Source organism: Bradyrhizobium sp. LB14.3 (assembly GCF_040547985.1).
GTDB lineage: Bacteria > Pseudomonadota > Alphaproteobacteria > Rhizobiales > Xanthobacteraceae > Bradyrhizobium.
This window is the reverse complement of the sequence record NZ_JBEPQT010000016.1, coordinates 134,980-159,407: the sequence shown is the minus strand read 5'-3', so window position 1 is coordinate 159,407 and position 24,428 is coordinate 134,980. Positions and strand designations below refer to the sequence as shown.

Annotated in this window: 28 protein-coding genes; 10 read left to right on the top strand and 18 right to left on the bottom strand. The window is 63.9% G+C overall.

Annotation, left to right across the window (positions count from 1 at the left end):
• Positions 1–5: 5 nt before the first annotated feature.
• The 4 genes from ABIB00_RS26165 to ABIB00_RS26150 form a co-directional block, all read right to left on the bottom strand.
• Complete coding sequence (locus ABIB00_RS26165; protein ID WP_354106348.1) at positions 6–446, bottom strand: hypothetical protein; 441 nt, start codon at positions 444–446, stop codon at positions 6–8.
• A 182-nt stretch (positions 447–628) separates the two neighbouring features.
• Positions 629–1,558: a substrate-binding periplasmic protein gene (locus ABIB00_RS26160; RefSeq protein ID WP_354106347.1), complete on the bottom strand. Its 930-nt coding sequence runs from the start codon at positions 1,556–1,558 to the stop codon at positions 629–631.
• On the bottom strand, positions 1,555–1,911 hold the full coding sequence (locus ABIB00_RS26155; protein ID WP_247349582.1) for a c-type cytochrome: 357 nt from the start codon (positions 1,909–1,911) through the stop codon (positions 1,555–1,557). Before ABIB00_RS26155 ends, ABIB00_RS26160 begins: the two co-directional genes overlap by 4 nt.
• A 10-nt stretch (positions 1,912–1,921) precedes the next feature.
• Positions 1,922–3,586 (bottom strand): methanol/ethanol family PQQ-dependent dehydrogenase, encoded by a 1,665-nt coding sequence (locus tag ABIB00_RS26150; protein WP_354045268.1) that lies wholly within the window; start codon positions 3,584–3,586, stop codon positions 1,922–1,924.
• Positions 3,587–4,016: 430 nt separating this feature from the next.
• Between ABIB00_RS26150 and lanM the strand changes: the two genes are divergently transcribed.
• The 4 genes from lanM to ABIB00_RS26130 all read left to right on the top strand — a co-directional run bounded on the left by lanM (position 4,017) and on the right by ABIB00_RS26130 (position 5,819).
• Positions 4,017–4,322: a lanmodulin LanM gene (gene lanM / locus ABIB00_RS26145; RefSeq protein ID WP_354106346.1), complete on the top strand. Its 306-nt coding sequence runs from the start codon at positions 4,017–4,019 to the stop codon at positions 4,320–4,322.
• A gap of 171 nt (positions 4,323–4,493) precedes the next feature.
• On the top strand, positions 4,494–4,574 hold the full coding sequence (gene pqqA / locus ABIB00_RS26140; RefSeq protein WP_018460299.1) for a pyrroloquinoline quinone precursor peptide PqqA: 81 nt from the start codon (positions 4,494–4,496) through the stop codon (positions 4,572–4,574).
• 24 nt (positions 4,575–4,598) lie between these two features.
• Positions 4,599–5,504: a DUF6662 family protein gene (locus tag ABIB00_RS26135; RefSeq protein ID WP_354106345.1), complete on the top strand. Its 906-nt coding sequence runs from the start codon at positions 4,599–4,601 to the stop codon at positions 5,502–5,504.
• Positions 5,505–5,609: 105 nt separating this feature from the next.
• Positions 5,610–5,819 carry a hypothetical protein gene (locus ABIB00_RS26130; protein WP_247349578.1) on the top strand — a complete coding sequence of 70 codons (210 nt, stop codon included), beginning with the start codon at positions 5,610–5,612 and terminating at the stop codon, positions 5,817–5,819.
• Between the two features lie 174 nt (positions 5,820–5,993).
• On the opposite strand, the gene ABIB00_RS26125 is transcribed toward ABIB00_RS26130, so the two are convergent.
• The 4 genes from ABIB00_RS26125 to ABIB00_RS26110 are packed head-to-tail and all read right to left on the bottom strand — an operon-like array spanning position 5,994 to position 8,832.
• Positions 5,994–6,347, bottom strand: coding sequence for a hypothetical protein (locus tag ABIB00_RS26125; RefSeq protein ID WP_354106344.1), 354 nt, complete (start codon positions 6,345–6,347; stop codon positions 5,994–5,996).
• Between the two features lie 47 nt (positions 6,348–6,394).
• Positions 6,395–7,105 carry an ABC transporter ATP-binding protein gene (locus ABIB00_RS26120; protein ID WP_354106362.1) on the bottom strand — a complete coding sequence of 237 codons (711 nt, stop codon included), beginning with the start codon at positions 7,103–7,105 and terminating at the stop codon, positions 6,395–6,397.
• Positions 7,095–7,832: an ABC transporter permease gene (locus tag ABIB00_RS26115; RefSeq protein ID WP_018460294.1), complete on the bottom strand. Its 738-nt coding sequence runs from the start codon at positions 7,830–7,832 to the stop codon at positions 7,095–7,097. Before ABIB00_RS26115 ends, ABIB00_RS26120 begins: the two co-directional genes overlap by 11 nt.
• Position 7,833: 1 nt before the next feature.
• A complete protein-coding gene (locus ABIB00_RS26110) occupies positions 7,834–8,832 on the bottom strand; it encodes an ABC transporter substrate-binding protein (protein WP_354106361.1) in 999 nt (332 codons plus the stop codon).
• Positions 8,833–8,919: 87 nt separating this feature from the next.
• Here ABIB00_RS26110 and ABIB00_RS26105 point away from each other — a divergent pair, with 87 nt between their 5' ends.
• The gene (locus ABIB00_RS26105) at positions 8,920–9,279 is read left to right on the top strand and encodes a hypothetical protein (RefSeq protein ID WP_247443906.1); all 360 of its coding nucleotides are present in this window, start codon (positions 8,920–8,922) and stop codon (positions 9,277–9,279) included.
• A gap of 68 nt (positions 9,280–9,347) precedes the next feature.
• Here ABIB00_RS26105 and ABIB00_RS26100 read toward each other — a convergent pair whose 3' ends face one another.
• The gene (locus ABIB00_RS26100; RefSeq protein ID WP_354106343.1) at positions 9,348–10,166 is read right to left on the bottom strand and encodes a quinoprotein dehydrogenase-associated SoxYZ-like carrier; all 819 of its coding nucleotides are present in this window, start codon (positions 10,164–10,166) and stop codon (positions 9,348–9,350) included.
• 59 nt (positions 10,167–10,225) lie between these two features.
• A complete protein-coding gene (locus ABIB00_RS26095) occupies positions 10,226–11,152 on the bottom strand; it encodes a quinoprotein relay system zinc metallohydrolase 2 (RefSeq protein WP_354106342.1) in 927 nt (308 codons plus the stop codon).
• Between the two features lie 127 nt (positions 11,153–11,279).
• Between ABIB00_RS26095 and ABIB00_RS26090 the strand changes: the two genes are divergently transcribed.
• On the top strand, positions 11,280–12,158 hold the full coding sequence (locus tag ABIB00_RS26090; protein ID WP_354106341.1) for a substrate-binding domain-containing protein: 879 nt from the start codon (positions 11,280–11,282) through the stop codon (positions 12,156–12,158).
• Positions 12,155–12,712, top strand: coding sequence for a PQQ-dependent catabolism-associated CXXCW motif protein (locus tag ABIB00_RS26085; protein WP_354106340.1), 558 nt, complete (start codon positions 12,155–12,157; stop codon positions 12,710–12,712). Before ABIB00_RS26090 ends, ABIB00_RS26085 begins: the two co-directional genes overlap by 4 nt.
• A gap of 164 nt (positions 12,713–12,876) precedes the next feature.
• On the opposite strand, the gene ABIB00_RS26080 is transcribed toward ABIB00_RS26085, so the two are convergent.
• The 6 genes from ABIB00_RS26080 to ABIB00_RS26055 all read right to left on the bottom strand — a co-directional run bounded on the left by ABIB00_RS26080 (position 12,877) and on the right by ABIB00_RS26055 (position 17,911).
• Positions 12,877–13,176, bottom strand: a complete 300-nt coding sequence (locus tag ABIB00_RS26080) for a copper-binding protein (RefSeq protein WP_247349566.1) — start codon at positions 13,174–13,176, stop codon at positions 12,877–12,879.
• A gap of 132 nt (positions 13,177–13,308) precedes the next feature.
• On the bottom strand, positions 13,309–13,923 hold the full coding sequence (locus ABIB00_RS26075) for a BAR domain-containing protein (RefSeq protein WP_354106339.1): 615 nt from the start codon (positions 13,921–13,923) through the stop codon (positions 13,309–13,311).
• The gene (locus ABIB00_RS26070) at positions 13,920–14,768 is read right to left on the bottom strand and encodes a lanthanide ABC transporter permease protein PedC (RefSeq protein WP_354106338.1); all 849 of its coding nucleotides are present in this window, start codon (positions 14,766–14,768) and stop codon (positions 13,920–13,922) included. Before ABIB00_RS26070 ends, ABIB00_RS26075 begins: the two co-directional genes overlap by 4 nt.
• Positions 14,765–15,571, bottom strand: coding sequence for a lanthanide ABC transporter ATP-binding protein PedB/LutE (locus ABIB00_RS26065; protein WP_354106337.1), 807 nt, complete (start codon positions 15,569–15,571; stop codon positions 14,765–14,767). The genes ABIB00_RS26070 and ABIB00_RS26065 overlap by 4 nt, the downstream gene beginning before the upstream one ends.
• Positions 15,568–16,584 (bottom strand): YVTN family beta-propeller repeat protein, encoded by a 1,017-nt coding sequence (locus ABIB00_RS26060; RefSeq protein ID WP_502916526.1) that lies wholly within the window; start codon positions 16,582–16,584, stop codon positions 15,568–15,570. The genes ABIB00_RS26065 and ABIB00_RS26060 overlap by 4 nt, the downstream gene beginning before the upstream one ends.
• A gap of 145 nt (positions 16,585–16,729) precedes the next feature.
• Complete coding sequence (locus ABIB00_RS26055; RefSeq protein WP_354106336.1) at positions 16,730–17,911, bottom strand: lanthanide ABC transporter ABC transporter substrate-binding protein PedA1; 1,182 nt, start codon at positions 17,909–17,911, stop codon at positions 16,730–16,732.
• Positions 17,912–18,038: 127 nt separating this feature from the next.
• Here ABIB00_RS26055 and ABIB00_RS26050 point away from each other — a divergent pair, with 127 nt between their 5' ends.
• The gene (locus ABIB00_RS26050) at positions 18,039–18,539 is read left to right on the top strand and encodes a DUF3280 domain-containing protein (RefSeq protein ID WP_247349561.1); all 501 of its coding nucleotides are present in this window, start codon (positions 18,039–18,041) and stop codon (positions 18,537–18,539) included.
• 110 nt (positions 18,540–18,649) lie between these two features.
• Here the strand turns inward: ABIB00_RS26050 and fghA are convergent, their stop codons facing one another.
• The gene (fghA, locus tag ABIB00_RS26045; protein ID WP_354106335.1) at positions 18,650–19,495 is read right to left on the bottom strand and encodes an S-formylglutathione hydrolase; all 846 of its coding nucleotides are present in this window, start codon (positions 19,493–19,495) and stop codon (positions 18,650–18,652) included.
• 69 nt (positions 19,496–19,564) lie between these two features.
• Positions 19,565–20,185: a response regulator gene (locus tag ABIB00_RS26040; protein WP_354045244.1), complete on the bottom strand. Its 621-nt coding sequence runs from the start codon at positions 20,183–20,185 to the stop codon at positions 19,565–19,567.
• A gap of 145 nt (positions 20,186–20,330) precedes the next feature.
• On the opposite strand from ABIB00_RS26040, the gene ABIB00_RS26035 reads away from it, so the two are divergent.
• On the top strand, positions 20,331–21,686 hold the full coding sequence (locus ABIB00_RS26035; RefSeq protein WP_354106334.1) for a histidine kinase: 1,356 nt from the start codon (positions 20,331–20,333) through the stop codon (positions 21,684–21,686).
• 163 nt (positions 21,687–21,849) lie between these two features.
• Entirely contained in the window at positions 21,850–24,312 is a 2,463-nt protein-coding gene (locus ABIB00_RS26030) for a TonB-dependent receptor (RefSeq protein ID WP_354106333.1), read from the top strand.
• Positions 24,313–24,428: the final 116 nt, after the last annotated feature.

Genomic DNA, 24,428 nt, shown 5'->3' with positions numbered 1-24,428 from the left:
GTCTCTCACGCCGATAGGGCGACGTAGGGGATACCGGCCACGAGAGCGGCGAGCAGCACCGCGTTGCCCAGCATCCCGCTCCAATGTAACCGGCGTAATCGGCGTGGGGCTTCGGTATCGCCGGCGTCTCGCGCGCTGAGCTGGTCGTCGATCCGCCGCATGAAGCCGCGGCGTCCGTAGATCGCCAGGGCTGTAACCAAGCCAACGCCCATCGCAGCGAGCAAACGACCGTCGAGCAGGAAAGCGACCGTTCCGATGATTCCGGCAACGCGCATCACCAGAAAATGGGCATTGAACATTCCGCGCAAAAGCTGAGCGACGGGCTCGATATCCAGCTTTACCAGCAGGAAGGCGGGCGAAGCCAGCGTGAAATAGCCCATCGGAAAGAGCAGAATGATCATGACGGCTATGGCGACGCCATCCGGTGTGACGCCATCCGGTGTCATGGGATCGGCCTTTCTCGTCAGCGCCGGGGAGATCTTCCGCCAGCGTGACACAATCATAGCGCGAAGATGCGTTTCCGACACTAGGCTTTGGTCGGATGTCGGCGAAGGTACCTCGCCTCGAGGTTCAGGCCGGCTCCAGGCCGCCCGCGAAGGCGGGCGATCCAGTGTGGTCGCATGTCATCTCACCGCTGGATGATCTTCATCCAGACGTCGCCGAGGATTGCAGGCTCTCGCGGCGGCAGATAGGTCAGCCCTGCCTGCCTGCCGAATTCGGCGATCTTGCCCTCGGCAGCAAGCCCGCTCAGCGCCGTGTTGACGACGTCGATCAGTGCGGGATCGCCGGCGAGCCCGACATAGCCGCGGTTGGCGCCGATCGGATAGTAATAGTCGGACGCCGTGATCGCCGTGTCGGGATGCGCGGCGCGATGGGCGTCGAAACGGCCGAGGTCGATCAGCGTCGCGTCGTAGTCGCCACGAGCGAGCGCGCCGAGGAGATCGTCGCGACCGGGGACGAGATGGGTGATGTTGTCGATCAGGCGCCCCTTGTCGAAGGTCATCAGGACGGCATCGCCCAGCGAGCCACTCTCGATGACGAGGCGAAGGCCTGAGAGGTCGCCGATATCGCCGATCTTGCGGCCCTGCGCCTTCGGCCCGAGCACAACCGTCATCGGCGAGTAAACATAGGGCTGGCTCGGTGCGAGCACGCCGAGCGCGACCCGGCGGCGCCGGTCGTCACGGGTGGCGCCGGCAAAATCCGGTAAGCGTGCCGTCTTCATGCCGGGCTTGACGAGCGAATCCGTCGTCAGCGCGTAGCCGCCGACCAGCGAGCAGCGCCCGTCGGACAGCAGCGCATTGGCCTCGAGCTGCGGGCTCGAATCCTCATCCAGCTTGCTCTCGAACCATTGGATCGTCAGAGGCCGTCCGAGCCGGTCGGCGAGCGCCTGCGCCAGCCGCACGTCGAAGCCGGAATCCGGCCTGCCCTTGTGATGCACCGAGAGCGGCGGCCGGTCCTCGTCCAGACAGATCTTGAGTGGATCGTCGGCTGCATGCGCAGCCGTGGCCGTCGCCGCGAGCATCGCGGCAACGCTCCACGCGACGAGCCAGGTTTTCATGGCTTCCTCCGGCTCGAGATGAAAGCCCAGAGATCCCCGATCTCGTCGTCGTTGAGGATGTCAGCCCAGGGCGGCATCTTGTTGTTCTTGCCGTTCTTCACCGTGGTGACGAAGCGCGTCTTGTCGTTCGGGAAGGCGCGCAGGTCCGGCGTGATGGTGCCGGGGTTCATCATGTTGGGGCCGTGGCAGTGCGAGCATTTTTCGGCATAGGTCGACTTGCCGTGGTCGATCTGTGCCTGCACGGGATTGCCGGTTGCGTCATCCGCGGCACGAACGGTCGCCGCAAGCGCGACCGTGAGCACCGCGACGGCGGCGAGGATCGCCGCCGTCTTGTGAGATCCGTCTTTCAGCATCGCGCCGTGGTTACTGCTTGACCGCAAAGACCCATAGCGAGCCGCCGGGTGGCACCTTGGCAAGCCGCTCGTCGCCGGAGAACAGCGAGTAGACACCGCCATAGCCGCTGGTGACGGCGACATACTGCACGCCATCCTGCTGCCACGTCACCGGTTGTCCCTCGATGCCGGAGCCGGTCTGGAACTGCCAGAGCTTCTTGCCGGTGTCGGCGTCGAAGGCCTCGAACTCGCCGGTCAGCGCGCCCGAGAACACGACGCCGCCCGCGGTCGACAGCACGCCCGAGAAGCGCGGGATGTCGCTCGGCGCCTCCCACTTCGCCTTGCCGGTCATCGGATCGATCGCCTTCAGATGACCGCGCGGGCCGTCACCCCACTCCCAGAGATCGGTGAGGTCCATGCCGAGATACCATTCACCCTGCTTGAAGGTGACGGGTTCGGTCTTGTACCGGCCACCGAAGGCGAGCGTGTTGGCGTAGGCCAATCCGGTCTGCGGATTGAACGACATCGGTTCCCAGTTCTTGCCGCCGAGGATCGACGGATAGACTGTCACCTTCTTGCCTTCCCGAGCACCTGTCGTGACGTCGGTCTCCATCGGCTTGCCGGTCTTCATGTCGATTCCGGTCGCCCAGTTGACCTTCACGTAAGGATTGGCCGCGAGCAGCTTTCCGTTGGTGCGGTCGAGCACGTAGAAGAAGCCGTTGCGGTTGGCGTCCATCAACACCTTGGTCGGCTTGCCCTCGACGTTGATGTCGGCGAGGACCATCTCGGCCACGCTGTCATAGTCGAACGGATTGTTCGGCGAGAACTGGTAGTGCCACTTGATCTTGCCGGTCTTGGGGTCCATCGCGAGCACGGAGCAGGTGTAGAGGTTATCGCCGGGGCGCACCGCCGAATTGAACGGTCCGGGATTGCCGATGCCCCAATACACCGTGTTCAGCTCGGGATCGTAGGAGCCCGTGATCCAGGTCGAGCCACCGCCGAGCTTCCAGGTATCGCCCTTCCAGGTGTCACCGCCGGGCTCGTCGGGGGAGGGGATCGAATGGGTACGCCACAGGTGCTTGCCCGTCGCCGGATCCCAGCCGTCGATGAAGCCGCGGGTGCCGAACTCGGCGCCGGAGATGCCGGTGATCACGACGCCGTCGGCGACCAGCGGCGCGACCGTCATCGAATAGCCTTCCTTGATGTCGGCCGCCTTCTGCCGCCACAATTCCTTGCCGTCCTTGGCGTCGAGCGCGATCACGTTGGCGTCGAGCGTGGTGCGGAATACCTTGCCGTCGTAGAGCGCGGCGCCGCGATTGATGATGCCGCAGCAGACGATGCGCGGCGTCTCGGCGGGATACTCGATCTTGCTCTTCCAGATCTGCTTGCCGGTCTTGGCGTCGACCGCCATGGTCGCGTTGTGGGAGGTCACGTAGATCACGCCCTGATACACCAGCGGCTGCGATTCCTCGCTGCGATCGTCGTTGAAGGAGTAGTTCCAGACCGGGACAAGGTTCTTGACGCTGTCCTTGTTGATCTGCTTCAGCGTCGAAAAGCGCTGGAGATTGTAGCCCATCCCGTAGTTGAGAACGTTCGATGTATCGGTCGCGCCCTTGACCAGCTGCTCGCTGGTTTGTGCATTTGCACAAGTCGATGCAAGCATGACGAGGCTCGCGGCCATCGCAAAGCGTTTCATCCGTTCCTCCCAATATGCGCGCCTGTTGACGCTGCGACAGCAACACTCCGCCCGAATGCAAAACGCGTCAATACGAAAGTCGAAGGCGCGCTGCCGATATGTTGGATGCCAGACGCCGGTCACCTGACGGAAACCTTACAAACGACTCTCAACTTGTGCGCAGGCGCTGAAGAAATTCCGCGGCACGAAGCAGAGCCCATGCGGGGCCGCCGCGCCCGGGCCGTCGGGTTCTGCGGGTGTGCAGTGCGCATGTTGCAATTCGGGGCTTGAACGGAAGCTCGCTTGTGGACTTATGTCATTACGATCCGGCTCCCAATCGGAGCTCTCGGTCAGGGAGATTTTGATGATATCGCGTCGCTCTGTTGCGCTTGCGCTCACGATTGCACTGCTGTCCAGTCCGGCCTAGTCGGCATCCGGCGGCGCCGTAAAAATGTTCGATACCGACAATGACGGTACGCTCGATCTTGCCGAGGTGAAGAAGGCGGCGGCCGCATTGTTCGCCAAGCTCGATCCCGATCACGACGGCACCCTCGACGCCCGCGAATTGCGCGGACGGTTAACGGCGAAAGAACTCGCCGCCGCCGATCCCGATCGTGACGGGACCCTCACGCTCGACGAATATCTCTCGGTGGTGGAGCAGCGTTTCAACGCGGCAAATCCCGACAAGGATGGAACGCTGGATGCGAAGGAGCTGAACTCGCGCGCCGGCCGCGCGTTGCTGCGATTGTTGCGCTGAGAGAAGCCGCGCTTGCCTGGGAGCGAAGGCGTTTTGCCCGAGAGGGAAATTCGCGAGCGCGATGCGACAGTTCGCGGTATTCGTCGTCTGATTCCGGACTTGCGCTGTCGCTGACGCAGCCCTAGGTTTTGCCCCGCGCGATGTCGCGCTCATCCCTTGGGAGACCCCCGAATGGCCTGGAAAGCTCCGAAGATTGTGGAAGTGCCGGTCGGCATGGAAATCAACATGTACGCCTGCGCTTTGCGCAAGTAAGACTGACGACCTGTCGCGGCTTCGATGGCAAACGCCGTCGAAGCCGTGGTAGTGTCAGGGATGCGCGCGAGAGCCCATACATTCTGGACCATAGCCGCCTGCACAGTCGCGCTCGTACCGGCGTGCGTCAGCGCCGAAGAGGGCTTCGATACCGAGCACATCTTCGGCTTTTTGATCGGCACCGATGTCGGCAATCCCGGCGAGCGCGAATTCCAGACCGAAACGACGGGGCGATTCGGCAAAGGCGGAGGGACCTATCGCGCCCTCTCGCAGGAAGTCGAGATCGAGATCGTGCCGCTGCCGAACTTCCGCATCGAGGTCGGCGGCATCGCTAGCTTGCACGACATCACCGGCGTCCCCGATATCGATGATCGCCGCCAGTTCAATTTTCAGGGCGCCTCGCTCGACCTGCGTTATCGCCTGCTCGACCGCGAGCACGCGCCGTTCGGCTTAACGGTTGCCGCCGAGCTTCATGGTGACCGCATCGATGAGACCTCTGGCGCAAAAGGCCGGATGTACGGCACCGATTTCACACTCGCCTTCGATCGCGAACTGATCCCGAACTTCGCCATCGGCGCGCTCAATCTGATCTATCAACCGGAATGGGCGCGCTTCGAGGTGGCGGGACTGTCCGAAAAGAGCTCGACCATCGGCGCGGCCTTCGCCGGCATGGTGCGTGTGCGGCCCAATGTGCTGCTCGGCGGCGAGATGCGCTACTTCCGGCAGTACGAAGGCATCGGCCTCGGCGAGCTTGCCGGCCAAGCCCTGTTCGTCGGTCCGACCGCTTATTTCCAGCTTTCCGAGCGCTCGCGCCTGACCGTGAGCTGGAGCATGCAGGCCTGGGGCCGTCCGGCCGGATCAGGTGCCAATCTCGACCTCGTCAATTTCGAGCGCCACCAGGCGAGGCTGGTGTTTGGGGTTAACTTCTAGGAAGGCGAGTTCCCCGCGGCCTCTCTCACGGCCGGATTGAAACTTCCCGCTCCTCGGAACGTAACCTTTTGTGCTAATCTTGATCGCCTCTGCGAGGATCCCGGCATGAACCCGATCGACCTGGTAGTGACTGTATGTGCGTTGCTCTCGCCTGCGACCTGCGAGGAGCAGCATCTGGTATTCAACTACGCCGGCTCGCCGACGCAGTGCGCGATGGCCGCGCCGCCCTATATCGCGCAATGGATCGGCGACCATCCGAAGTGGCAGGCGGTGCGATGGCGCTGCGAATATCCGCACCCGCACGACAAGGCGTGAAGCGTTGCGCTGCCTTACTGGTCGAGATTGGCTTAGGTCCTCATCCTGAGGAGCTTGCGAAGCAAGCGTCTCGAAGGATGGCCACAAGGGACAGGCGGACAGGCGGCCCTGCATGGTTCGAGACGCGCTTCGCGCTCCTCACGATGAGGGGAAAACGCCAGTAACGCAGCCACGTTACTTGTTGCAGTCCTTCAGATCCTTGTCGGCGATCGAGAACACCGCATCCGACTTGATCTCGATGTCGCGGACGATGCACTGCCGTGCACTGGGATAGCTGACCTTGGCGTCGTAGCGGCCGGGCTCGATACCGGTGATGCGCAGCCGCTCGTCGTGGTCGACCTCCTTGTCCTTGTCGTTCAAGCACTGGTTCGGTCCCCACTCGGTCTTGCCGGCCGGCGAGAGCTGGAAGCCGGAGATCGTCTCCGTCGTCAGATTCCAGAGTCGGATGCCCTTGCCCTTGGCCTGCGCGAGCGCCGCGCCCGGCATCGCAACCAACAGGATGCCGATCGCAATCAATTGACGCCGCATGGTGAACCTCCCGCGAAGATTTCGTTGGTCCAGTTGACCATGAGTTCTCATTTCGATTCAAGCTGCAGCGCCGCGAGCTCGGCCCTGATCCTGCCGAGCTCGGCCTCGCTGCGCTGCGCACGTGGGATGGCAATCGGCACCTCTCGCACGATGCGCGCCGGCCGCGGCGACAGCAAGAACAGGCGATCGCCGAGGCGGATCGCGTCATCCAGGCTGTGTGTGACGAGCAACGTCATCACCGGACGGCGCGCCACCAGCGTGGCGATCTCGTCGCGCAACCGGCCGGCGAGTGCGTCGTCGAGCGAGGCGAGCGGCTCGTCGAGCACGAGCAGATCGGGCTCGACGGCAAAGGCGCGGGCGAGCGCGACGCGCCGGGCGAGGCCGAGCGATAGCTCGCCGGGAAAGTGGCTGCGATGCGCGTCCAGCTCCAGGATTCTAAACAGCTCGGCGAGCTTCGCATCGGTGACATCGGGGGCCGCAAGCCGCACATTCTGCTCGACAGAGCGCCACGGCAACAGCCGCGGCTCCTGAAACACCATCCCGATCCGCGCTTCCGGCGGACGCGAGATGTGCCCCCCGAAATCGCGGTCGAGCCCGAGGATGATGCGCAGCATCGTGCTCTTCCCGCAGCCGGACGGACCGATCAGCACGCCGACCTCGCCGGATTGAAGCGCGAAGCTGACCGGCGCGAGCACGCCCTGCGTTCCGCCCGCGGCACTCCTGAACGTCTTGCCTGTGATCTCGACCTCAAGCCGCACGGGGTCGCCACCGGGTTGCGCGGGCTTCAAACGGTTGCACCAGCGCGGTCTCGATTACGAGCACGACGGCGGCGAAGGTCAGCGAATAGGCCAGCAGCCGCGGCGTGTCGAACAATTGGAAGGCGACGCCGATTTCAAAGCCGACGCCGTTTGGCCGCCCCAACAGTTCGGCGACCAGCACGATCTTCCAGACCAGCGACAATCCGGAGCGGGCTGAGGCTGCGATATAGGGCGCCAGTTGCGGCAGCACGACGTGGCGGAACGCGCGCCAGCGCGGCATCGCGAAAACGCTCGCCATCTCGTCGAGCGAGCGGTCGAGCGCGCGCGCACCCTCGCGCAGGGTGACGATGGCGGTCGGCAACTTGTTGATGGCGATCGCCGCGATCGCTGCGGCTTCAGTGAGCCCGGCCCAGATATAGGCCAGCACGATCACGACCAGCGCGGGCAGGTTCAGGAGCAGGATCAGCCAGGGATCGCCGAGCCGGTCGGCAAGCTTCACCCGTCCCATCAGATAGCCGATGGCGCTGCCGAGTGACATCGCCAGCACAAAGGCGAGGCTGACGCGAGCGAGCGTGGCGCCGAGATGCAGGAACAGGGCGCCGCTCGAAGCTTCCGCGACGACGACGTCGAGCACGGCGGGCGGGGAGGGCAGCTTCGCGGCGCCGACGAACAGCGCGGCGATCCACCAGATCGCGAGCAACAGGGCAAACGACAGAAGACGCAGCACCTCAGTCTCCGGGAACTGCGTGATAGAACGTGCCCGGCTCGAGTTCAGCGGCCGGGCCGACTAGGTCGCGGCCGCCCGTCTCGGCGAGCACGCGGTAGAGCACGCGCGCGTCCTTTTCTTCGTCATCGATGCTCCGGCGCGGAATGCCGTCGCGATATCGCTCGCGATAGGTCTTCAGCAGGATAGCATCGCTCGTGCCGGTGAGCGGCGCGATCTTGTCCCAGGCGGCATCCGAGGTCACCAGCAACTGCTTGGCCTTGCGCGTCATCGCAATGAAGCGCGCCACGGCTTCGCGATGGCTCGCCGCCCAGCTTTCGTCGAAGACATAGCCGACGGCGGAGACCGCGCCCTTGGCGCCCAGCTTCGGCAAAATGTCCTCGATGCCGGTGAGGCGCCTAAAACCCTTGGCCTCCAGTTGGGCGGAGAAATTCCAGAAGTTGAGGCTCGCATCCATCTCGCCGTCGAGCGTCTTGGCGGCGATCAGGGGCGGGGCACCATAGACGATGGTCGCCTCCGACTTCAGGTCGATGCCGTCCTGTTTCAACCGGGCCTGGAGCAAGAGCCAGCTCTTGTCGATCGGGCCGCCGCCGACGGCGAGCTTGCGGCCCTTCAAATCGGCGAGCGACTTGATCGGCGAGGAAGCCGGCACCATCACCGCGCCCAGCGCGCTGGAATAGGGATAGAAGGTGAGCTTGGCGCCGAGCGCGCGCTCGCGCGACACCCACAGCCAGTCGGACAGGATGATGTCGGCATTGCCGGCGCGCAGCGCGATCTTGCCGGCCTCGGGGCTCGCAAGCTCGGTGACGTCGAGCGACAGGTCGGCCTCCTTGTCGAGACCACCGGCGCGGATCGCGGCCAGCTCCCAGGAGAATGTTCCGGTCTTCTGCACCGCAAGGCGGATGGTATCCGCGGCGCGGCCGGGTCCGGCGAGTGTCAGCGCCAGCGTCACCGCGAGCGCCAATGGTCGACCAAGTGCTCTTATCAAACCAAGTGCTCTCATCACCTTGTGAGCCGTTTCCTCTGACAGAGTGCTTTTCAGGACAATACGCATAGCATAGCTTTCGTCGCAACCAGCGGGAGGACGCGCATGAATCTGGCCGGACAGCTACGACCGATTGTCGCCGCATTGGCGGTGTGGGCTGCGACCGCGCTCGCAGTGCGCGCCGAGGAGGCGAATGATTATCCGACGGCGGCGCGCGCGGAGTACGTCTATGGCTGCATGAAGGCCAATGGCGAGAGCCGGCAGGCGATCGAGCAATGTTCCTGCTCGATCGACGTGGTGGCCTCGATCGTATCCTATGAGCGCTACGTGACCGCGGAAACCGCGCTCAGCATGTCCCAGGTCCGCGGCAATCTCGGCGTCCAGTTCCGCACCTCGGAGCAGGCGAACTCGGCTGTGAACGATCTGAGGCGCGCGCAGGCCGAAGCCGAGGTGAGGTGTTTTTAACCCCTTGGCGGCGTGCATCCCGTAGTCGTCATGTCCGGGCTTGTCCCCGGACATGACGGGTGAGGGGCTCACGTCCCCGGCTTCTCCACATCCCACTCGTTGCGGAACACGTGTCCATCCGTATCCTTGGCCTCCGCGCGTAAACGCTTGGCGCCGTTGGACACATACGTGAACCGCAGATTGGGATCTTCCGAGATCGAGATGCCGCCTTCCATCGAGAGCACGGGGCTGTCGTCTTGCGTCAACTTGAGCTGATTGACGAAGAAGGCGGGAATATAGAGCTGCGTGACCTGGTCCATCTGCAGGCCGGAATTGTTGGGATGGCCGATCATGATCTGCGCCTCGCGCATGCGGCTCGCGGGGGTCTCTTGCCGCGCGAATTGCCGGTAGCGCATCTGGCCGAGCCGGTTCTGGGCTTCCTCGGCATTCTTCCCCGCCGGGGCAGAGCAGCCGCCCGAGGCCTTCACATAGACTTTGGAGACATAGAGCTGGCCGTCGCTGAGCTCGGCAACCGCATGGACGTCGGTGTAGTTGTTGATGCGTACCCGCGTCGAGATTTCGGTGACGTTGGCATCGGGGCCGAGCTCGAACTTCGCCGCCATCGGCGCCGGATTGCGGTCGATCACCAGCGTGATCGAACGGATGCGGCGGGCATCGCCCGGCGAAAGCTTGCTGCGCAGGGTCACCGGCACGATCGCCGCATCCTCGGCGCGATACGGCATATCGATGCCAATGACATCGCCGCCGTCGTGCATCGGACGGTTGCTGAAGATGTCCTGCACGAGGCCCGGCCAGGGATCGTAAGCTTCTTCAGCCTGCACCGGCACGGCGAATGCCATGCCGAGGAGCAGGGCGATCAGGGGCAGGCGGCGTGTGCATCCCATCATGGTCATGGTCCCGCGCTGACGAAGCAGAAGCAGTTGTCGGGCCTAGCGTAGCGCGTCCGCTACTCCCATTCAATTTCCGAAAATGCTGCGGTTGCGTTGCGAGCGTTGTAGTCGTCGAATAACTGCCATTGCGACCGCTCCGAGGCGGCCGCCTTGTCTGCGGCGGTTCGGATCGGCTCGCCCTTCTTGTTCGACGCCCGGACGTCCGCCAGCAGGGCCGTGAGATAACGCCGTTCATCGATCAGGGCTGCAGGCCATTCACTCACGGGTCCGTGACCCGGAACGACGCGCAGCGCCGGAATGCTCTCGAGTTCCCCGAGGATGCCGAGCCAGCCGCGAATGCTGCCGTCCATCACCGGAATATGGCGGAGGAAGACGAGATCGCCGGCGAAAAGTGTCTTGCTCGTCTCATCGAACACGGTGAGATCAGTGTCGCTGTGTCCGGCCGGCCAGGCCCGCAAGATCAGGTGGCGCGAGCCGAGATCGAGCGTCAGGGTGTCCGTGACAAGTATTGTGGGCGGCACGAGCTTCACGGGAGAGATCAATTCGTCGCCCATGATGCGTCTGAAATTGTCGAGATAATACGGCCCGCGCGTCGCCAACGCCTGCGGCAGCCGGCTATGGCCGACGAAGCGCGTGTCCCCGGCGACGAAGGCTGCATTGCCGAAGACATGATCGGGATGGCCGTGGGTGTTGATGACGTAGCGGATCGGCTTGCTGGTGCGGGCCCGCACCGCAGCCAGCAGCGCCTCGCCCTCGCGAAGGCTACCACCGGTATCGATGACGGCGACCGCATCCGCGCCGACGATGAAGCCGACATTGGCGATGTCGCCCTCGTTCTCGCGGGTCATCAGGGCGATGGTCCCGGAGTGTACGAAGATTCCCGGCGCGACTTCGCTTACAGGCAATTCGGCCGCTCCTGCGCATGCTAGTGTCGCCGTCACCAGCAGGGACGAGGCTGCAATCACGAAAGCGATGCGAGACACTTTTCCGCCTCAGTTCAAAGGGTTGCGCAGTTGCACTGCAACAAAGAAAAGCCAGCACAAAGTCTGGCAGAAATGGTGCGTCATGCGTTGCATGGCTAGCATTCAAACAATCCTAGGAGGAAGTGCGATGACGGAGGCCGGACGACATCGTCGCTGGTTGGTTTCACTGAGTATCCTGGTTGCGTCTTGCGCGTTCGGCGACGTCGCCGTCGCGCAGACCAACGACGCCGGCGACCTCTCCTTCGAGCTGGTCGATCCCAAGGTGCTGCGCGTCTGTGCCGACCCGCGCAATCTGCCGTTCTCGAATGAAAAGGGCGAGGGGTTCGAGAACAAGCTTGCCGAGTTGTTTGCAGAGAAGCTCCAGAAGAAGCTCGACTATGTCTTTTTTCCACAGGCTACCGGCTTCGTGCGCATGACGCTCGGCTCGCATCGCTGCGACGTCATCATGGGCTTCCCCCAAGGCGATGACCTCGTGCAGGGCACCAATCCCTATTATCGCACGTCCTACGCGCTGGTCGCGAAAGCCGGCAGTGGGCTTGAGGAGGTCGACACGCTCGAGGATACCAGGCTGAAGGGCAAGCATGTCGGCATCGTCGCCGGAACGCCGCCTGCGACCAACATGGCCATCGCGGGACTGATGGGCGATGCAAAGCCCTATCCGCTGATGATCGACACGCGCTACGATAATTCGGCGCAGGCAATGATCAATGATCTCGCGGCAGGCAAGATTGACGCCGGCGTGCTGTGGGGACCCATGGCGGGTTTTTACGCGAAGCAGGCGGGCTCGCTTCATGTCACGCCGCTGGTAAAGGAAACCACCGGACCAAAACTGGCCTATCGCATCGGTATGGGCGTGCGTGCCGCCGACCAGAACTGGAAGCGGCAACTCAACAAGCTGATCCAGGAGAACCAGGGCGAGATCAACAAGATCCTGCTCGACTTCGGCGTGCCGCTGCTGGACGAGAGCGACCGGCCGCTCGGCGCGGAGACGGCCAAGACGCCATGAGGCGGCAGATTGCCGCTGCGCTGGTCGCCGCCATTCTGGTGGCGCCGGTAGTCGCGCAGCAGCAGGAGCCGTTCGAGCCCGAGGGTTATCGCGCCGACAATTACCGCGCGCCTGTGCCGGCGACGCTCGGCGGCGCGCGCGTGCTGTCGACTTCGGAAGCCGAGGCGATCTGGCACGCGAAGAGCGGCGTGTTCATCGACGTGCTGCCGCGCGCGCCGAAGCCGAAGAACCTTCCCGCGGGTACCGTCTGGCGCGAGGCGCCGCGCAAAAACATTCCGGGCAGCATCTGGCTGCCCGATACTGGCTATGGTGCGCTGCCGCCGGCCATGGACGATTATTTTCGGCGCGGGCTCGCGCGTGCGTCGCGCGGCGACAAGGCCGCGCTGCTGGTGATCTATTGCCTGGCCGACTGCTGGATGTCCTGGAACGCCGCCAAGCGCGCGCTCGCGTATGGCTACTCCAACGTCGCCTGGTATCCCGAAGGCACCGACGGCTGGGAGCGCGCCAAACTCCCAACCGACGAGGCACAGCCGGAGCTGCGGCCGGAGCAATAAAGAATTGAGCGAGCTCTGTCATCGGTGGCCTCGTGGTTCGAGACGACCGCTTCGCGGTCTCCGCACCACGAGGGTCTATATCCCGCAGCGAAATCAGATCCTGTGAGGCGCCCGCCGAAGGCGGGCGTCTCGAAGGATGGCGGCAATGGGACAGAGAGTTTCCCCTACTGCTTCTGCAGCTTGGTCAGCGTGCCCGTGCCGTTATTGACGGTTGCAGAGTAGCTCACCCTGTCGCCGGCGTGCACGGCATCCAGCATCGCGGCGTCCTTGGCCTTGTACTCCTGGAGCGCGCCGGCGCCGCCTGCGCTGCCGCCGACCGTGCCTTTCTGCATCTGCTGGATCGAAATCGTGCTGTTGAGCCGATCTATCCGCGTGACCATTCCGGTCATGTCGTCAGCGAATGCGCTGCTTGCAAGCATGCTGATGGCCGCAGCGCCTGCGAGGATGAATTTCGTGGTTCCCATCAAGGCCTCCCGACGTCTTGGACTCTCTTCGACAAGCCATCCTGGATCGATTTAGTTCCGGCAGATAGCGCGGCAAAGGTTAACGATAGCGTTGAGATCGCCGGAACTTGCAAAGCTGTCAGTGGGGTGACGCTATTCCATTTCCTGCTGAATGACGCGTCCCAGCGCAAACAGGCGCTGATCGATCGTGGTGGGAACCTCGCAGACGAACCGCACTACTTTGTGGCGGTCCTCGAAAATGCGAGTCTTCCAGATCAGCTCGTTGCTGAGCGCATCGACCTTGGCCTCGTCGCGCGGCGTTGCGCTCTGGAGCGCCTGGAGCTGGATCGACTCCTCGCGAATCTTGTCGGCGGCCTCGCGCTGCTTGCGGCTGACGCGTTCCAGCCCGCCCATGACCTGCGAGCGCTGGGCGTTGAGCGTGTCGAACAGGCCGGCGAACAGAAGTTTTGCATTCGCGGTCTTGTCGGCCGCGGAGCCCGCCAAGAACTCCTTCACCGACTTCTCGGCCTCGTCCAGCGGCGTCTTGCGGGCCGCCAGTTTCAAGACCAGCGCGCTGACCCTGGCGTCGTCCTTCCACTTGTTCTGCACGTCATCGAGCGAAGGACCAGCCCACACGGCGGCGAGCGAAATTTCCGGCACTTTTGCCTGCGTGCAGGGCCAGTCGGGATAGCGCGGATCGGCCGCGCGTGCCGCCGTGCTCGCGACTGCGAGCATCAGAGCGGCCATGGCCAGAACCCGAACCTTCATCCTTCGCCTCCCACAGGGCCCCGTCGCGCCAGCCCGCGCGAGGGATCATAGGCATAAATCGCCCCGATCATGAAGACGATTGTGCAGGTCGCGACCACCGCCAGCGAGACCCAGTTGATCTGTCCGTACAGCGCAAACCGGATCAACTCGACCGCATGGGTGAACGGATTGGCCTCGCAGAAATAATAGAGATAGGGACTGCCCTCCTGCACGCGCCAGAGCGGGTAGAGCGCCGAGGAGGCAAAGAACATCGGGAAGATCACGAAGTTCATGACGCCGGCAAAGCTTTCAAGCTGCTTGATGCCGGACGAGATCAGCATGCCGAGCGAGCCCAGCATCAGTCCGGACAGGATCAGCGCCGGTAGTACGGTGAGATAGCCGATCGGGGGAGGTGTGATGTCCCAGAACCAGGCGATCAGCAGGAACGCATAGACCTGGAGCAGCGACACCGCGGTGCCCGCGAGCAGCTTGCAGAACAAGAGGAACCCGCGCGGCAAGGGGCTTACCAGCAGCGTGCGCATGTTGCCCATCTCGCGGTCATAGACCATCGAGAGCGAGGACTGCATGCCGTTGAAGAGCTGGATCATCGCCATCAGCCCGGGCGCGATAAAGACCTCATAGAGGATGTAAGTCTCGTACGGAGGGATGATGGAGATGCCGAGCACCTGGCGGAATCCGGCGGCGAAGATGAACAGCCAGACCAGCGGCCGTACCAGCGCCGAGACGAAACGCTCGCGCTGATGCAGGAAGCGCAGGCCCTCGCGCCAGACGATGCCGGTGAGGCAAGTCATATACTCGGCGGCTGAGAAGCCGCGCGGCGTGTCGCGTGTCGTGATGCTGCTCATGCGCCGCTGCCCGGCAGGGTCTGCGCGCCGGTCAGGCGCATGAAGGCGGTGTTGACGTCCTGCGCGCCGGCTTCCGCAACGACACGACTCATTGGTCCCTGCGCCAGCACCTTGCCCTGGTGCAGCACCACGAGATCGTCGCCGGCCATGATCTCGTCGAACAGATGCGTGGCCCAGAGCACGCCGATGCCTTGCTCGGTCACGAGCTGACGCACATGGCTAATGATGTCTGCGCGCGCCTTGACGTCGAGGCCGACGGTCGGCTCGTCCAGCAATAGCAGGCGCGGACGGTGCAGCAGCGCGCGTGCGATCTCCAGCCGCCGCATCTGCCCGCCCGAGAGATCGCGCACCTTGCTGCCGGCGCGCTCGGTCAGCCCGATGCGGCCGAGCAACTCGGCGCTGCGCACTGCGGCCTCGCGGCGGCTGATGCCGTGCAGCGCGGCGTGATAGAGCAGGTTCTGCGTCAGCGACAGATCGAGATCGAGCGTGCGCGGCTGGAACACGACGCCGAGCAACCGCAGCGCCTCGCCGGGACTTTTGCTGACGTCATGGCCGAAAATTCCGACGCGGCCGGTCTGGATGCCGAACAGCCGCGTGATCAGCGAGAACAGCGTGCTCTTGCCTGCGCCGTTGAGGCCAAGCAGCGCGGTGAAGCTCGCCGGCTGCACGTTGAACGACACGTCCATCAGCGCCCGGCGCGGGCCATAGGCGTGGCTGACGCCGTCGATCGACAGCGCCGGCACCGCAGCGGGCTTGGGCTTCGGCACCTCGCGTTGTTCGGCGATGGGAGCAGGGCTGGTCATGGCGCGATCGTGATGCCCCAGGGCAGTTCGCCCACCTGAATGGTCTTGATCACCTTTTGCGCGGCGACGTCGATGACGGAGACGTCGTTCGACACGCCGTTGGTGGTGAGCAGATATTTCTCGTCCGGCGTGAACGCCATGTGCCAGACCCGCTGTCCGACCAGCAGATATTTCGTCACCTTGCGCGTGGCGGTATCGACCACGGCGACGCGGTTGGCGGGACCGAGCGCGATGAAGGCGGTCTTGTCGTCCTTGGTCATGCCGATGCCGACGGGCTGGATGGCCTCCTTCCTCAACCCCGGGATCTCGAAATTGACCTTGCCGGTCACCTCGTGCTTTCCGGGGTCGATGATCGACACGGTGCCGCCGATCTCCGAGGACACCCACAATTCGGAAGCGTCGTGCTTGAATTCGGCAAAGCGCGGCCGCGCGTCGACCAGAACGTTGGCGACGATCTGGCGCGACGAGGTGTCGATGAAATGCGCCATGTTGGTCGTCTCGGACGTGTTGATCAGCGTCTTGCCGTCCGGGCTGATGGTCATGCCCTCGGGCTCGACGCCAACCTGGATGTCGCCAAGGCGCGCGCGCTTCTCGAGGTCGATCACGGTCACCGTGTTGTCGTTCTCGTTGGCGACATAGAGGATCTTGCCGGCGGCATCCTGGGCGAACAATTCGGGGTCGGGTCCGGAGGGCAGGCTGTCCACCACGGCTTGCGTCTTCGCGTCGATCATCTGGATGGTGTCGTCGTCGCCGACCGCGACCATCACGAACTTGCCGTCGCGCGTGAAGTCGATGCCGCGCGGGCGCTGGCCGACCTTGATGGTCTTGGTGACCGTCCAGCTGTCGGTGTCGATCACCGACACCGTGTTGCTCTTCTCGTTCGAGACATAGGCGATGAACGCATGCGCAGGCGCTGCCGCCAGCGCCAGCCCGGACAGCAATCCCACACGCCACAAGCGCGGTATTCCGCTGCGGGTTGGTTTCACCTCCCCCGCTTGCGGGGGAGGTCGCATCGCATCGACAGATGCGATGCGGGTGAGGGTTCTCTCCTCTAGGAGGTTATCGCTCGCGGAGACACCCTCTCCCCAATCCTCCCCCGCGAGCGGGGGAGGGAGCGCAGCGTCGTTGTAGTCGCAGCTCGAACTCATCTCACAATGCTCACTTCAATTTGCATTTGCTCTCCGGGCGGTCGTAGCCGAGCGTGTCGAGCTCAGAGACCTGGTGCAGAAAACCTTCCTGCGGCGACACCGACACCACCATGCGGCCGTCGACCAGCAGGATCGGCTGGCGCAGCTGCAGGTTCCAGTCGCGCAGGGTCAGCTTTGTGCCCTTGAAGGCAGCAACCGAAAAGTCCGGGCCCTTGATGAAGTCGGTGACCTTCTTGACGTCGCCGGAATTGGTGCGCGAGGTGGCCTCGCCGATCATGCGCACCGCGGTCCAGACCTGCATGTCGAGCGCGGTCATCCTCCGCGCATTCAGCTTGACGAAGCGGTGCTGCATCTGGATCGCGCCCCACTGGTCCTGCGATGCGTCCCAGCTCCGCGGCACGAGGCCGGCCGAGCCCGCGACCGGGCGGGGATCCCAGGTGCGATAGGGCAGGTACGCGCCGAACACCTCGCTCTCGTCGGCGGCGACCAGCACGTCGTAGGCCGGCGCCTGTTGCGTGAACACCGGCATCTGGCGCTGGATCAGCGTCACGCCTGAGTCCGTGCGGCGCGCGCCGCCTTTGTCTTCGAAACTGCGCTCCTGCACGATCTTGGCACCGAACCGCGTGGCCGTGCGCCTCAGCGCGTCGGCGAACAGCTTGTCCTCGTCATGCGAGCCGACCACGAGCAGCCAGCGCTTCCACTGCTTCCACACCAGATATTGGCCGAGCGCATCCGCCAGCATCGCGCGTGTCGGCGCGGTGTGGATGACGTTGGCACGGCAATCGGCCTCGCGCAGACGCTCGTCGATCGCCCCGGCATTGAACAGCAGCGTGCCGCGGTCGCGCAAGGCGTCTGAGACTTTCAGCAGCGCATCCGCCGGCAGGTCGGCGATGATGAAGCCGTTGCGTGCGGCGAGATCGGTCGCGGCCTGCACGGCATCCTCGCCCTCCTTGATCCGGCGCTCCTCCAGCACAAATCGCTGGTTGAGGAATTTGCCGGTGGTGTTGTTGTCCTCGATGGCGAGGCGCGCGCCCGCGACGCCGTCATTCTCCGCGGGCTGCTCGACCAGCGACAGCGTCGATCTGGTGCCGGCGACGCCGAGATAGCCGACGCCGATCATGACAGGGTCGGCGGCGAGCGCGCTCGTCGCAGCAAGACCCAGGCCGATCAGGCCGACCAACCATCGGATCATGTTTCCTCCAGATGTTCTCCCTGGCTTGACCGCCGGTGGAGAATTGTCTCTGCTAAAGCATGACCGATTTGTCAGGGCATGCAACCCCGCATTTCGCCCCGCGTGCACGAGGACTGAAATCACGATCATGCGAGCACTGATATGTTTCGCTGCCTTGCTGTTGACGACGTCGGTCGCGTTTGCCGATCCGCCAAAACTCGCGGTGTTCGACTTCGAGTTGATCGACACCAGCCTGCCCGGCGAGTTCTACGGCTCCAAGCCGGAGGAGGCGCGGCTCCTGCTCATCGGCGAGCAGTTGCGCAAGGAACTGACGGAGTCAGGCAGGTTCCAGATGCTCGATATCGCGCCGATCAGGGACGCCGCCCGTCATGCCAATCTGCAGGCCTGCGGCGGCTGCGACCTCAAGCTTGCCGGGCAGCTCGGTGCTGACCTGGAGATCACCGGCATGGTGCAGAAGGTCTCGAACCTGATCATCAATCTGAACATCTACCTGCGCGACGTGAAGACCGGCACCATGATCACGGCCGCCAGCGCCGACATGCGTGGCAACACGGATGAATCCTGGACGCGCACGATGAGCTATTTGATCCGCAACCGCTTGCTGGCACCGAATTACGGCAAGCCGTAAGAGGGAACTTCTCTCCGCGAGTCCAATTCTCATTGAACGCGCGGACACAACCACTCGTCCGGCGCTTCGCGCCATCTTCTCTCACAAGAAGGGGAGAAGGAAAGAAGCCATCATCCCTTCAATCTTTCCGCATGCCAGTGCAGATGATCGCCCATGAAGGTCGAGATGAAATAATAGCTGTGGTCGTAGCCCGCCTGCCGCCGCAGCGTCAGCGGGATGTTGGCCTTGGCACAGGCCGCCTGCAGCAATTCGGGACGAAGCTGCTCCTTCAAAAAGTTATCGGCCTCGCCGACGTCGACCAGAAAGCCCGAAAACTTCGCGCCGTCTTCGATCAGCGCCACCGTGTCGTGGCTGCGCCAGGCGTCCTTGTTGGGACCGAGATAGCCGGTCAGCGCCTTGATGCCCCAGGGCACAAGCGACGGCGCCACGATCGGGGCGAAGGCGCTGGCCGCGCGAAAACGGTGCGGGTTGCGCAGCGCGACCGTCAGCGCACCGTGGCCACCCATTGAATGGCCCATCACCGATTGGCGCTTGGCATCGACCGGAAAATTCTCCGCCACGAGTTTTGGCAGTTCGTCGGTGACGTAGCTCCACATGCGATAATTGCGTGAAAACGGCGCTTCCGTCGCATCGACATAGAAGCCGGCGCCCAGGCCGAAATCATAGGCATTGTTGGCATCGCCCGGCACGTCGGGCCCGCGCGGGCTGGTGTCGGGCGCGACGAAGATCAGGCCGAGCTCGGCGCAGGCTTTTCGGAATTCACCCTTCTCGGTGACGTTGGCATGCGTGCAGGTGAGCCCGGACAGGTACCAAACCACGGGCAGCTTGGCGCCGGCCGCATGCGGGGGAACATAGACCGAGAACATCATATCGGTTCCGGTCGCCTGGCTCGCATGGCGGTACACGCCTTGCACGCCGCCATAGGAAGTATTGGTCGAGACAGTCTGAATCGTCATGCCGCTAGCTCCGTGGCGTCAAACCACATCAGGATTGCAACGCTTGTGTGACCGAATTCGTGGCGGCCGTCAGGCCACTCCGCTGTCGATCGCCAGCCGCACCAGCTCGACCGAGGTCTTCACCCCAAGCTTCTGGCGCATGATGGACGAGGTGTTGGCAACAGTCTTGTAGGACGACTGCACCAGCCAGGCGATCTCGGACAGGCTCTTTCCGGCGCTGAGCAGCCGCAAAATCTCCATCTCGCGCGCGTTGAGCTTCGCCAGCGGGCTTTGCGCCAGCGCGGGTCCCGCAAAGGCGATGCTGCGCGCGATCGCACTCGGCAGATAGGTGCCGCCGCTGCCGACGGTGCGGATCGCCTCGACGAGATCGTCGGGGTCGCCGGTCTTGGAGACGTAGCCCTTGGCGCCGCACTCGATCGCCCGCGCGGCAAAGGCAGGGTCGTCGTTCATGCTGAACATGATGATTCGGGCCTCGGGCGCGCGCTCGAGGATGCGGCGCGCGAGCTCGAAGCCGGACACGGTCGGCAGGTTGATGTCGATGATGGAGAGGTCGGGGCGCTCGACGATGAAGACGCACTCGCCGTCTTCGGCGTCGGCGGCCTCCAAAATCTCGATCTCGCCCTCGTCGGCCAGCACGGCACGGCAGCCGGAGGCGACGATGGGATGATCGTCGACGATCAAAATGCGCATAGGGCGTTCCTCGCGACAGCGTCTTGGCCTGTTTCGCGCCCGGCCGGGATTGCTGTACGCTTTCGATTAGATATCGGGCGCTTCGCCTCTGTCAACGTCATCGGACAGGCGCGAGCAATCCTCCGCGGGGGCACGGGCGACACCAATGTGGCAAAATCTATCCTTGCGCGGGCGCATCAACCTGCTGCTGGCGCTGTTGCTGGCGCTGGGGCTCGCCGTCAATATCGGCCGGCAGGTCGCGGAAGCCGGGCCGCGCGTGCAGGCCGAAGACCAGAGCGTGATCCGGCTCGCGCGCGAATTCATCGGGATGATCGTTGCCGATCTCAACGAGGCGCCCGATCCGGACACCAGGCTGAATCAGATCGCGCGCGACCTCAGCCGCCTGCGCCATGTCAGCATCGCGCTTCGGGACGCCGGCGGCAAGCCGCTGACGCAGCCCCGGGCCGACGCCGATGACGACACGCGCGGGCCGCCGGCCTGGTTCGTCGGCCTGGTTCATCCCGAGCAGACCGCGGTGAGCGTGCCCGTCTCGATCCACGGCAAGCCGGGCTCGCTGCTGATCATCTCGCATCCCGACGACGAGATCGCCGAGATCTGGGACGCCATCGTGACCCAGCTCGAGGTCGGCTCGGCGATCGCGCTCGCGCTGTTCCTGGTGATGATGAATGTGGTCGGCCGCGCCCTGGCGCCGCTGCAGTCCCTGGCGGATGTGATGGCCGAGCTCGAAGACGGGCGCTATCAGGCGCGCGTCACGCCGGGCGGCGCACCGGAGCTCGCCGCGATCTGCACCAAGCTCAATCATCTTGCGGCAACGCTCAGCGAGGCCGTCGAGGACAAGCGGCGCCTCGCCGAGCGAGCGGTGTCGCTCCAGGACGTCGAGCGCAAGGAGATCGCGCGCGAGCTCCATGACGAGTTCGGGCCGTATCTGTTCTCGCTGCGCGCACATGCGAGCGCGCTGGCGAAGCAGGCGGACGGGCGCGCGCCGAGTGCGGAGGCCGTGCGAAAACACGGCAGCGCGATGATGGAGCAGATCAACGCGCTTCAGCAGTTCAATCGCCGCGTGCTGGAGCGGCTCCGGCCCGTCGGCCTTGCCGAGCTCGGCCTGCGCCAGGCGCTGGAATCGCTCTCGCGGCTGTGGCGGGAGTCGCATCCCGATGTCGCCATCGAGACCGTGATCTCGCCGGCGCTTGGCGTCACGGGGGAGACCGCCGACCTCACGATCTACCGCATCGTGCAGGAGGCGCTCACCAACGTGTTCCGCCACGCCGGCGCGACCTCGGTCAATGTCCTCATCGAGCCGGTGGAGCAGGCGGCGGCCGATGGCCGCGGCTGCGCCCGGGTGCGGGTCAGCGACAATGGCCGCGGCATGGAGCCGGGCCATAAGCTCGGCTTCGGCCTGGTCGGGATGCGCGAGCGGATACTGGCGCTGGGCGGCACGCTCAACGTCGTCTCCGGCGAGGGCGGTCTGACCGTGGAGGCGCTGGTTCCGACGGCGGCGTGATCGCGCCTGATACAATCGGGAAAAATTCCCGATCTTGTCGGGAAAACGGGTGCGAATATCGCCCGACCTTTTGTGGCTGGCGCGCCAATGGCCGCCGATTACACTCGTCTCCACCAAACGGCGAAAATCAAAACAGCCGGTGGTCACGGATGGGACGGCAGGGATGGGCAAGCTGAGTAGCAAGCGTCGTTTGTGGATGGCCTCGGTGTCGACGGGGCTGATGTCGGGGCTAGTTTTCGCGATTCCTGCGGGTGCTGCGCAGGACGAGGAGACCAACGTCCAGAACCTGCCCGCGGTCGAGATCACGGCGCCACCGCCGCCGACTGTGAGGCGAAGTGCGCCACCACGCCCGGTCGCGCGCATCGGAGCGCCGTCATCCGCCAGCCCCAGGACCCGCATTTACGTCTACCCGACGTCGCCCGGAGCCGGCGGCAGCATCGAAGTCGACAAGATTCCAGCCAGCATCAACGCGGTCGATGCAAACCAGATCAGGCGCACCCGCTCGCCGAATATCGCCGACGCCCTGCAGCAGTATGTGCCTGGTGTCAGCATCAACGAAGTGACCGGTAATCCATTCCAGCCCGATGTGCAGTTTCGCGGCTTCGTCGCTTCACCTCTGGCCGGCACGCCGCAGGGCCTCGCCGTCTACCAGAACGGCGTGCGCATCAACGAGGCGTTTTCCGATACGGTCAATTGGGATCTGATCCCGACGGTTGCGATCCGATCGGCGCTGGTCGTGACCAACAACCCCGCGTTCGGCCTCAATGCGCTCGGCGGCGCCATCGATCTGCAGATGAAGAACGGCTTCAACTATCAAGGTGCCGAGATCGACGTCATGGGCGGCTCGTTCGGCCGCATCCAGGGCTCTGCACAATGGGGCAAGCAGGTCGACAACAACTGGGCAGTCTACGGAGCACTCGAAGGCATCCATGACACCGGCTTCCGTAATTTCTCGTCATCGGACGTCCGGCGCTTCTATGGCGATGTCGGCTATCGCTTTGAAGGCAACGAATTTCACCTCAACATGGGCGTCGCCAACAATTCCCTGGCGGGACCCAGCACCGTTCCGGCCGAATTGCTCCAGCAATATTGGGGCGCGACCTATACAACGCCGCAGACCATTTCCAACAAGGTCGGCTATCTCAACCTGACCGCCAAGGTGGAGACGACGCCGACCTGGACCTTTGAGGGCACGGCGCATTTGCGGGGCTTCAAACAGAACACTGTGGACGGAAACCCCACCGACGCCCAGCCTTGTGCTGATCCAACCCTCCTGTGCTTTGGCGATGATACGGTCCCGGCTTTTGGCCTGAATGGCGTTCAGCTCGCCAATCCCTTTGCGCCGGGCGCCGTACTCAGCGAGGTCGATCGCACCAGCACGAGATCGACCACATTTGGCGTATCCGGGCAGGCGACCAACAGCGATCAGCTGTTTGGTCATGAGAACCGCCTCGTGATCGGCGCAAGTTATGATGTCAGCAGCACGCTCTTCACCGGTAGCGCCGACTTGGGAACGACAGGCACGAACTATGTCGTCACCGGCAGCGGGATATTCCTGGGTCCGTCCGGCGCCCCGACATCGGTCGGCCCCGTGTCGCTTCGCACCGTCAACCAATACCAGGGACTCTATGCGCTCGACACGTTCAATGTGGACGATCGGTTTGCGGTCACGGCAGGCGGGCGGTTCAATGCGGCCCATATCTCGCTGATGGACCAGCTTGGCACCGCGCTCAATGGCGATCACAACTATGATCGGTTCAATCCGATCATCGGCGGCACCTTCAAGATCACGTCCGAAGTGACCGCCTATGCAGGCTATTCCGAAGCCAACCGGGTGCCGACGCCACTCGAACTCGGCTGCGCCGATCCGGCAAGGCCGTGCATCATCGGGCAGTTCCTGATCGCTGATCCCCCACTTCAGCAAGTCGTATCCAAGACGTTCGAAGCGGGTTTCCGCGGCACAAAGGAATTGAACATCGGATCGCTCGGTTGGAAAATCGGTGCCTACCGCGCGACCAACTACGACGACATCCTCGCGACGCCAGTTCCGGGGTTGACGGGCTTTGGCTTCTTCCAGAACGTCGGCCGGACACGCAGGCAGGGTATCGAAGCCGAGGTGAGCCTGAAGTCGAACGTGCTTCAGTTCCAGGCGAGCTATGCGTTCCTCGATGCACGCTTTCTCGATGCGCTGCAGCTTGGCTCGGAGAGCCCGTTTGCCGACGGCGATGGCAACATCCAGGTCCTGCCGGGTAACCAGATTCCGCGCCTGCCGCGCCATCTCCTTAAGGCCAGCGTCGAATATTCCGTGACCGATGTCTGGAAGGTCGGGGGTGACGCGCTCTTCGTCTCGAGCCAGTATTTTGTTGGCGACGAGTCCAACCAGTTTCCGAAGCTGCCGTCTTACGCCGTGTTCAATCTCAACACCTCCTACCAAGTTACCAAAAATCTCCAGATCTATGGCCGCGTAGCCAACATTTTCGACAATCGCTACTCGACGCTCGGCACCTTCTTCGACAGGGAAGCGCTGCCCAACTTCACCAATGGGGGCGCCGAGTTCACTGACCCGCGCTCGCTCAGCCCGGCACGGCCGCGGGCGTTCTATGCGGGGATGCGGGTGACGTTCTGATCCTGGCTCAGGACGCCCGGGGCTTGTGGGTGACGAGGAGGCCGGGGTTTTCGCCGCCCCGAGCGGCGTGTCACCCCGGCTCTGTTCTACCTCAGGCCGATTGACTCAATGTTCAT

Coding starts and splice junctions, on each gene's coding strand:
- ABIB00_RS26165 (WP_354106348.1), bottom strand. CDS start 446: ATGACACCGGATGGCGTCACACCGGATGGCGTCGCCATAGCCGTCATG.
- ABIB00_RS26160 (WP_354106347.1), bottom strand. CDS start 1,558: ATGAAAACCTGGCTCGTCGCGTGGAGCGTTGCCGCGATGCTCGCGGCG.
- ABIB00_RS26155 (WP_247349582.1), bottom strand. CDS start 1,911: ATGCTGAAAGACGGATCTCACAAGACGGCGGCGATCCTCGCCGCCGTC.
- ABIB00_RS26150 (WP_354045268.1), bottom strand. CDS start 3,586: ATGAAACGCTTTGCGATGGCCGCGAGCCTCGTCATGCTTGCATCGACT.
- lanM (WP_354106346.1), top strand. CDS start 4,017: ATGTTCGATACCGACAATGACGGTACGCTCGATCTTGCCGAGGTGAAG.
- pqqA (WP_018460299.1), top strand. CDS start 4,494: ATGGCCTGGAAAGCTCCGAAGATTGTGGAAGTGCCGGTCGGCATGGAA.
- ABIB00_RS26135 (WP_354106345.1), top strand. CDS start 4,599: ATGGCAAACGCCGTCGAAGCCGTGGTAGTGTCAGGGATGCGCGCGAGA.
- ABIB00_RS26130 (WP_247349578.1), top strand. CDS start 5,610: ATGAACCCGATCGACCTGGTAGTGACTGTATGTGCGTTGCTCTCGCCT.
- ABIB00_RS26125 (WP_354106344.1), bottom strand. CDS start 6,347: ATGCGGCGTCAATTGATTGCGATCGGCATCCTGTTGGTTGCGATGCCG.
- ABIB00_RS26110 (WP_354106361.1), bottom strand. CDS start 8,832: ATGAGAGCACTTGGTTTGATAAGAGCACTTGGTCGACCATTGGCGCTC.
- ABIB00_RS26105 (WP_247443906.1), top strand. CDS start 8,920: ATGAATCTGGCCGGACAGCTACGACCGATTGTCGCCGCATTGGCGGTG.
- ABIB00_RS26100 (WP_354106343.1), bottom strand. CDS start 10,166: ATGATGGGATGCACACGCCGCCTGCCCCTGATCGCCCTGCTCCTCGGC.
- ABIB00_RS26090 (WP_354106341.1), top strand. CDS start 11,280: ATGACGGAGGCCGGACGACATCGTCGCTGGTTGGTTTCACTGAGTATC.
- ABIB00_RS26085 (WP_354106340.1), top strand. CDS start 12,155: ATGAGGCGGCAGATTGCCGCTGCGCTGGTCGCCGCCATTCTGGTGGCG.
- ABIB00_RS26080 (WP_247349566.1), bottom strand. CDS start 13,176: ATGGGAACCACGAAATTCATCCTCGCAGGCGCTGCGGCCATCAGCATG.
- ABIB00_RS26075 (WP_354106339.1), bottom strand. CDS start 13,923: ATGAAGGTTCGGGTTCTGGCCATGGCCGCTCTGATGCTCGCAGTCGCG.
- ABIB00_RS26070 (WP_354106338.1), bottom strand. CDS start 14,768: ATGAGCAGCATCACGACACGCGACACGCCGCGCGGCTTCTCAGCCGCC.
- ABIB00_RS26065 (WP_354106337.1), bottom strand. CDS start 15,571: ATGACCAGCCCTGCTCCCATCGCCGAACAACGCGAGGTGCCGAAGCCC.
- ABIB00_RS26060 (WP_502916526.1), bottom strand. CDS start 16,584: ATGCGACCTCCCCCGCAAGCGGGGGAGGTGAAACCAACCCGCAGCGGA.
- ABIB00_RS26055 (WP_354106336.1), bottom strand. CDS start 17,911: ATGATCCGATGGTTGGTCGGCCTGATCGGCCTGGGTCTTGCTGCGACG.
- ABIB00_RS26050 (WP_247349561.1), top strand. CDS start 18,039: ATGCGAGCACTGATATGTTTCGCTGCCTTGCTGTTGACGACGTCGGTC.
- fghA (WP_354106335.1), bottom strand. CDS start 19,495: ATGACGATTCAGACTGTCTCGACCAATACTTCCTATGGCGGCGTGCAA.
- ABIB00_RS26040 (WP_354045244.1), bottom strand. CDS start 20,185: ATGCGCATTTTGATCGTCGACGATCATCCCATCGTCGCCTCCGGCTGC.
- ABIB00_RS26035 (WP_354106334.1), top strand. CDS start 20,331: ATGTGGCAAAATCTATCCTTGCGCGGGCGCATCAACCTGCTGCTGGCG.
- ABIB00_RS26030 (WP_354106333.1), top strand. CDS start 21,850: ATGGGCAAGCTGAGTAGCAAGCGTCGTTTGTGGATGGCCTCGGTGTCG.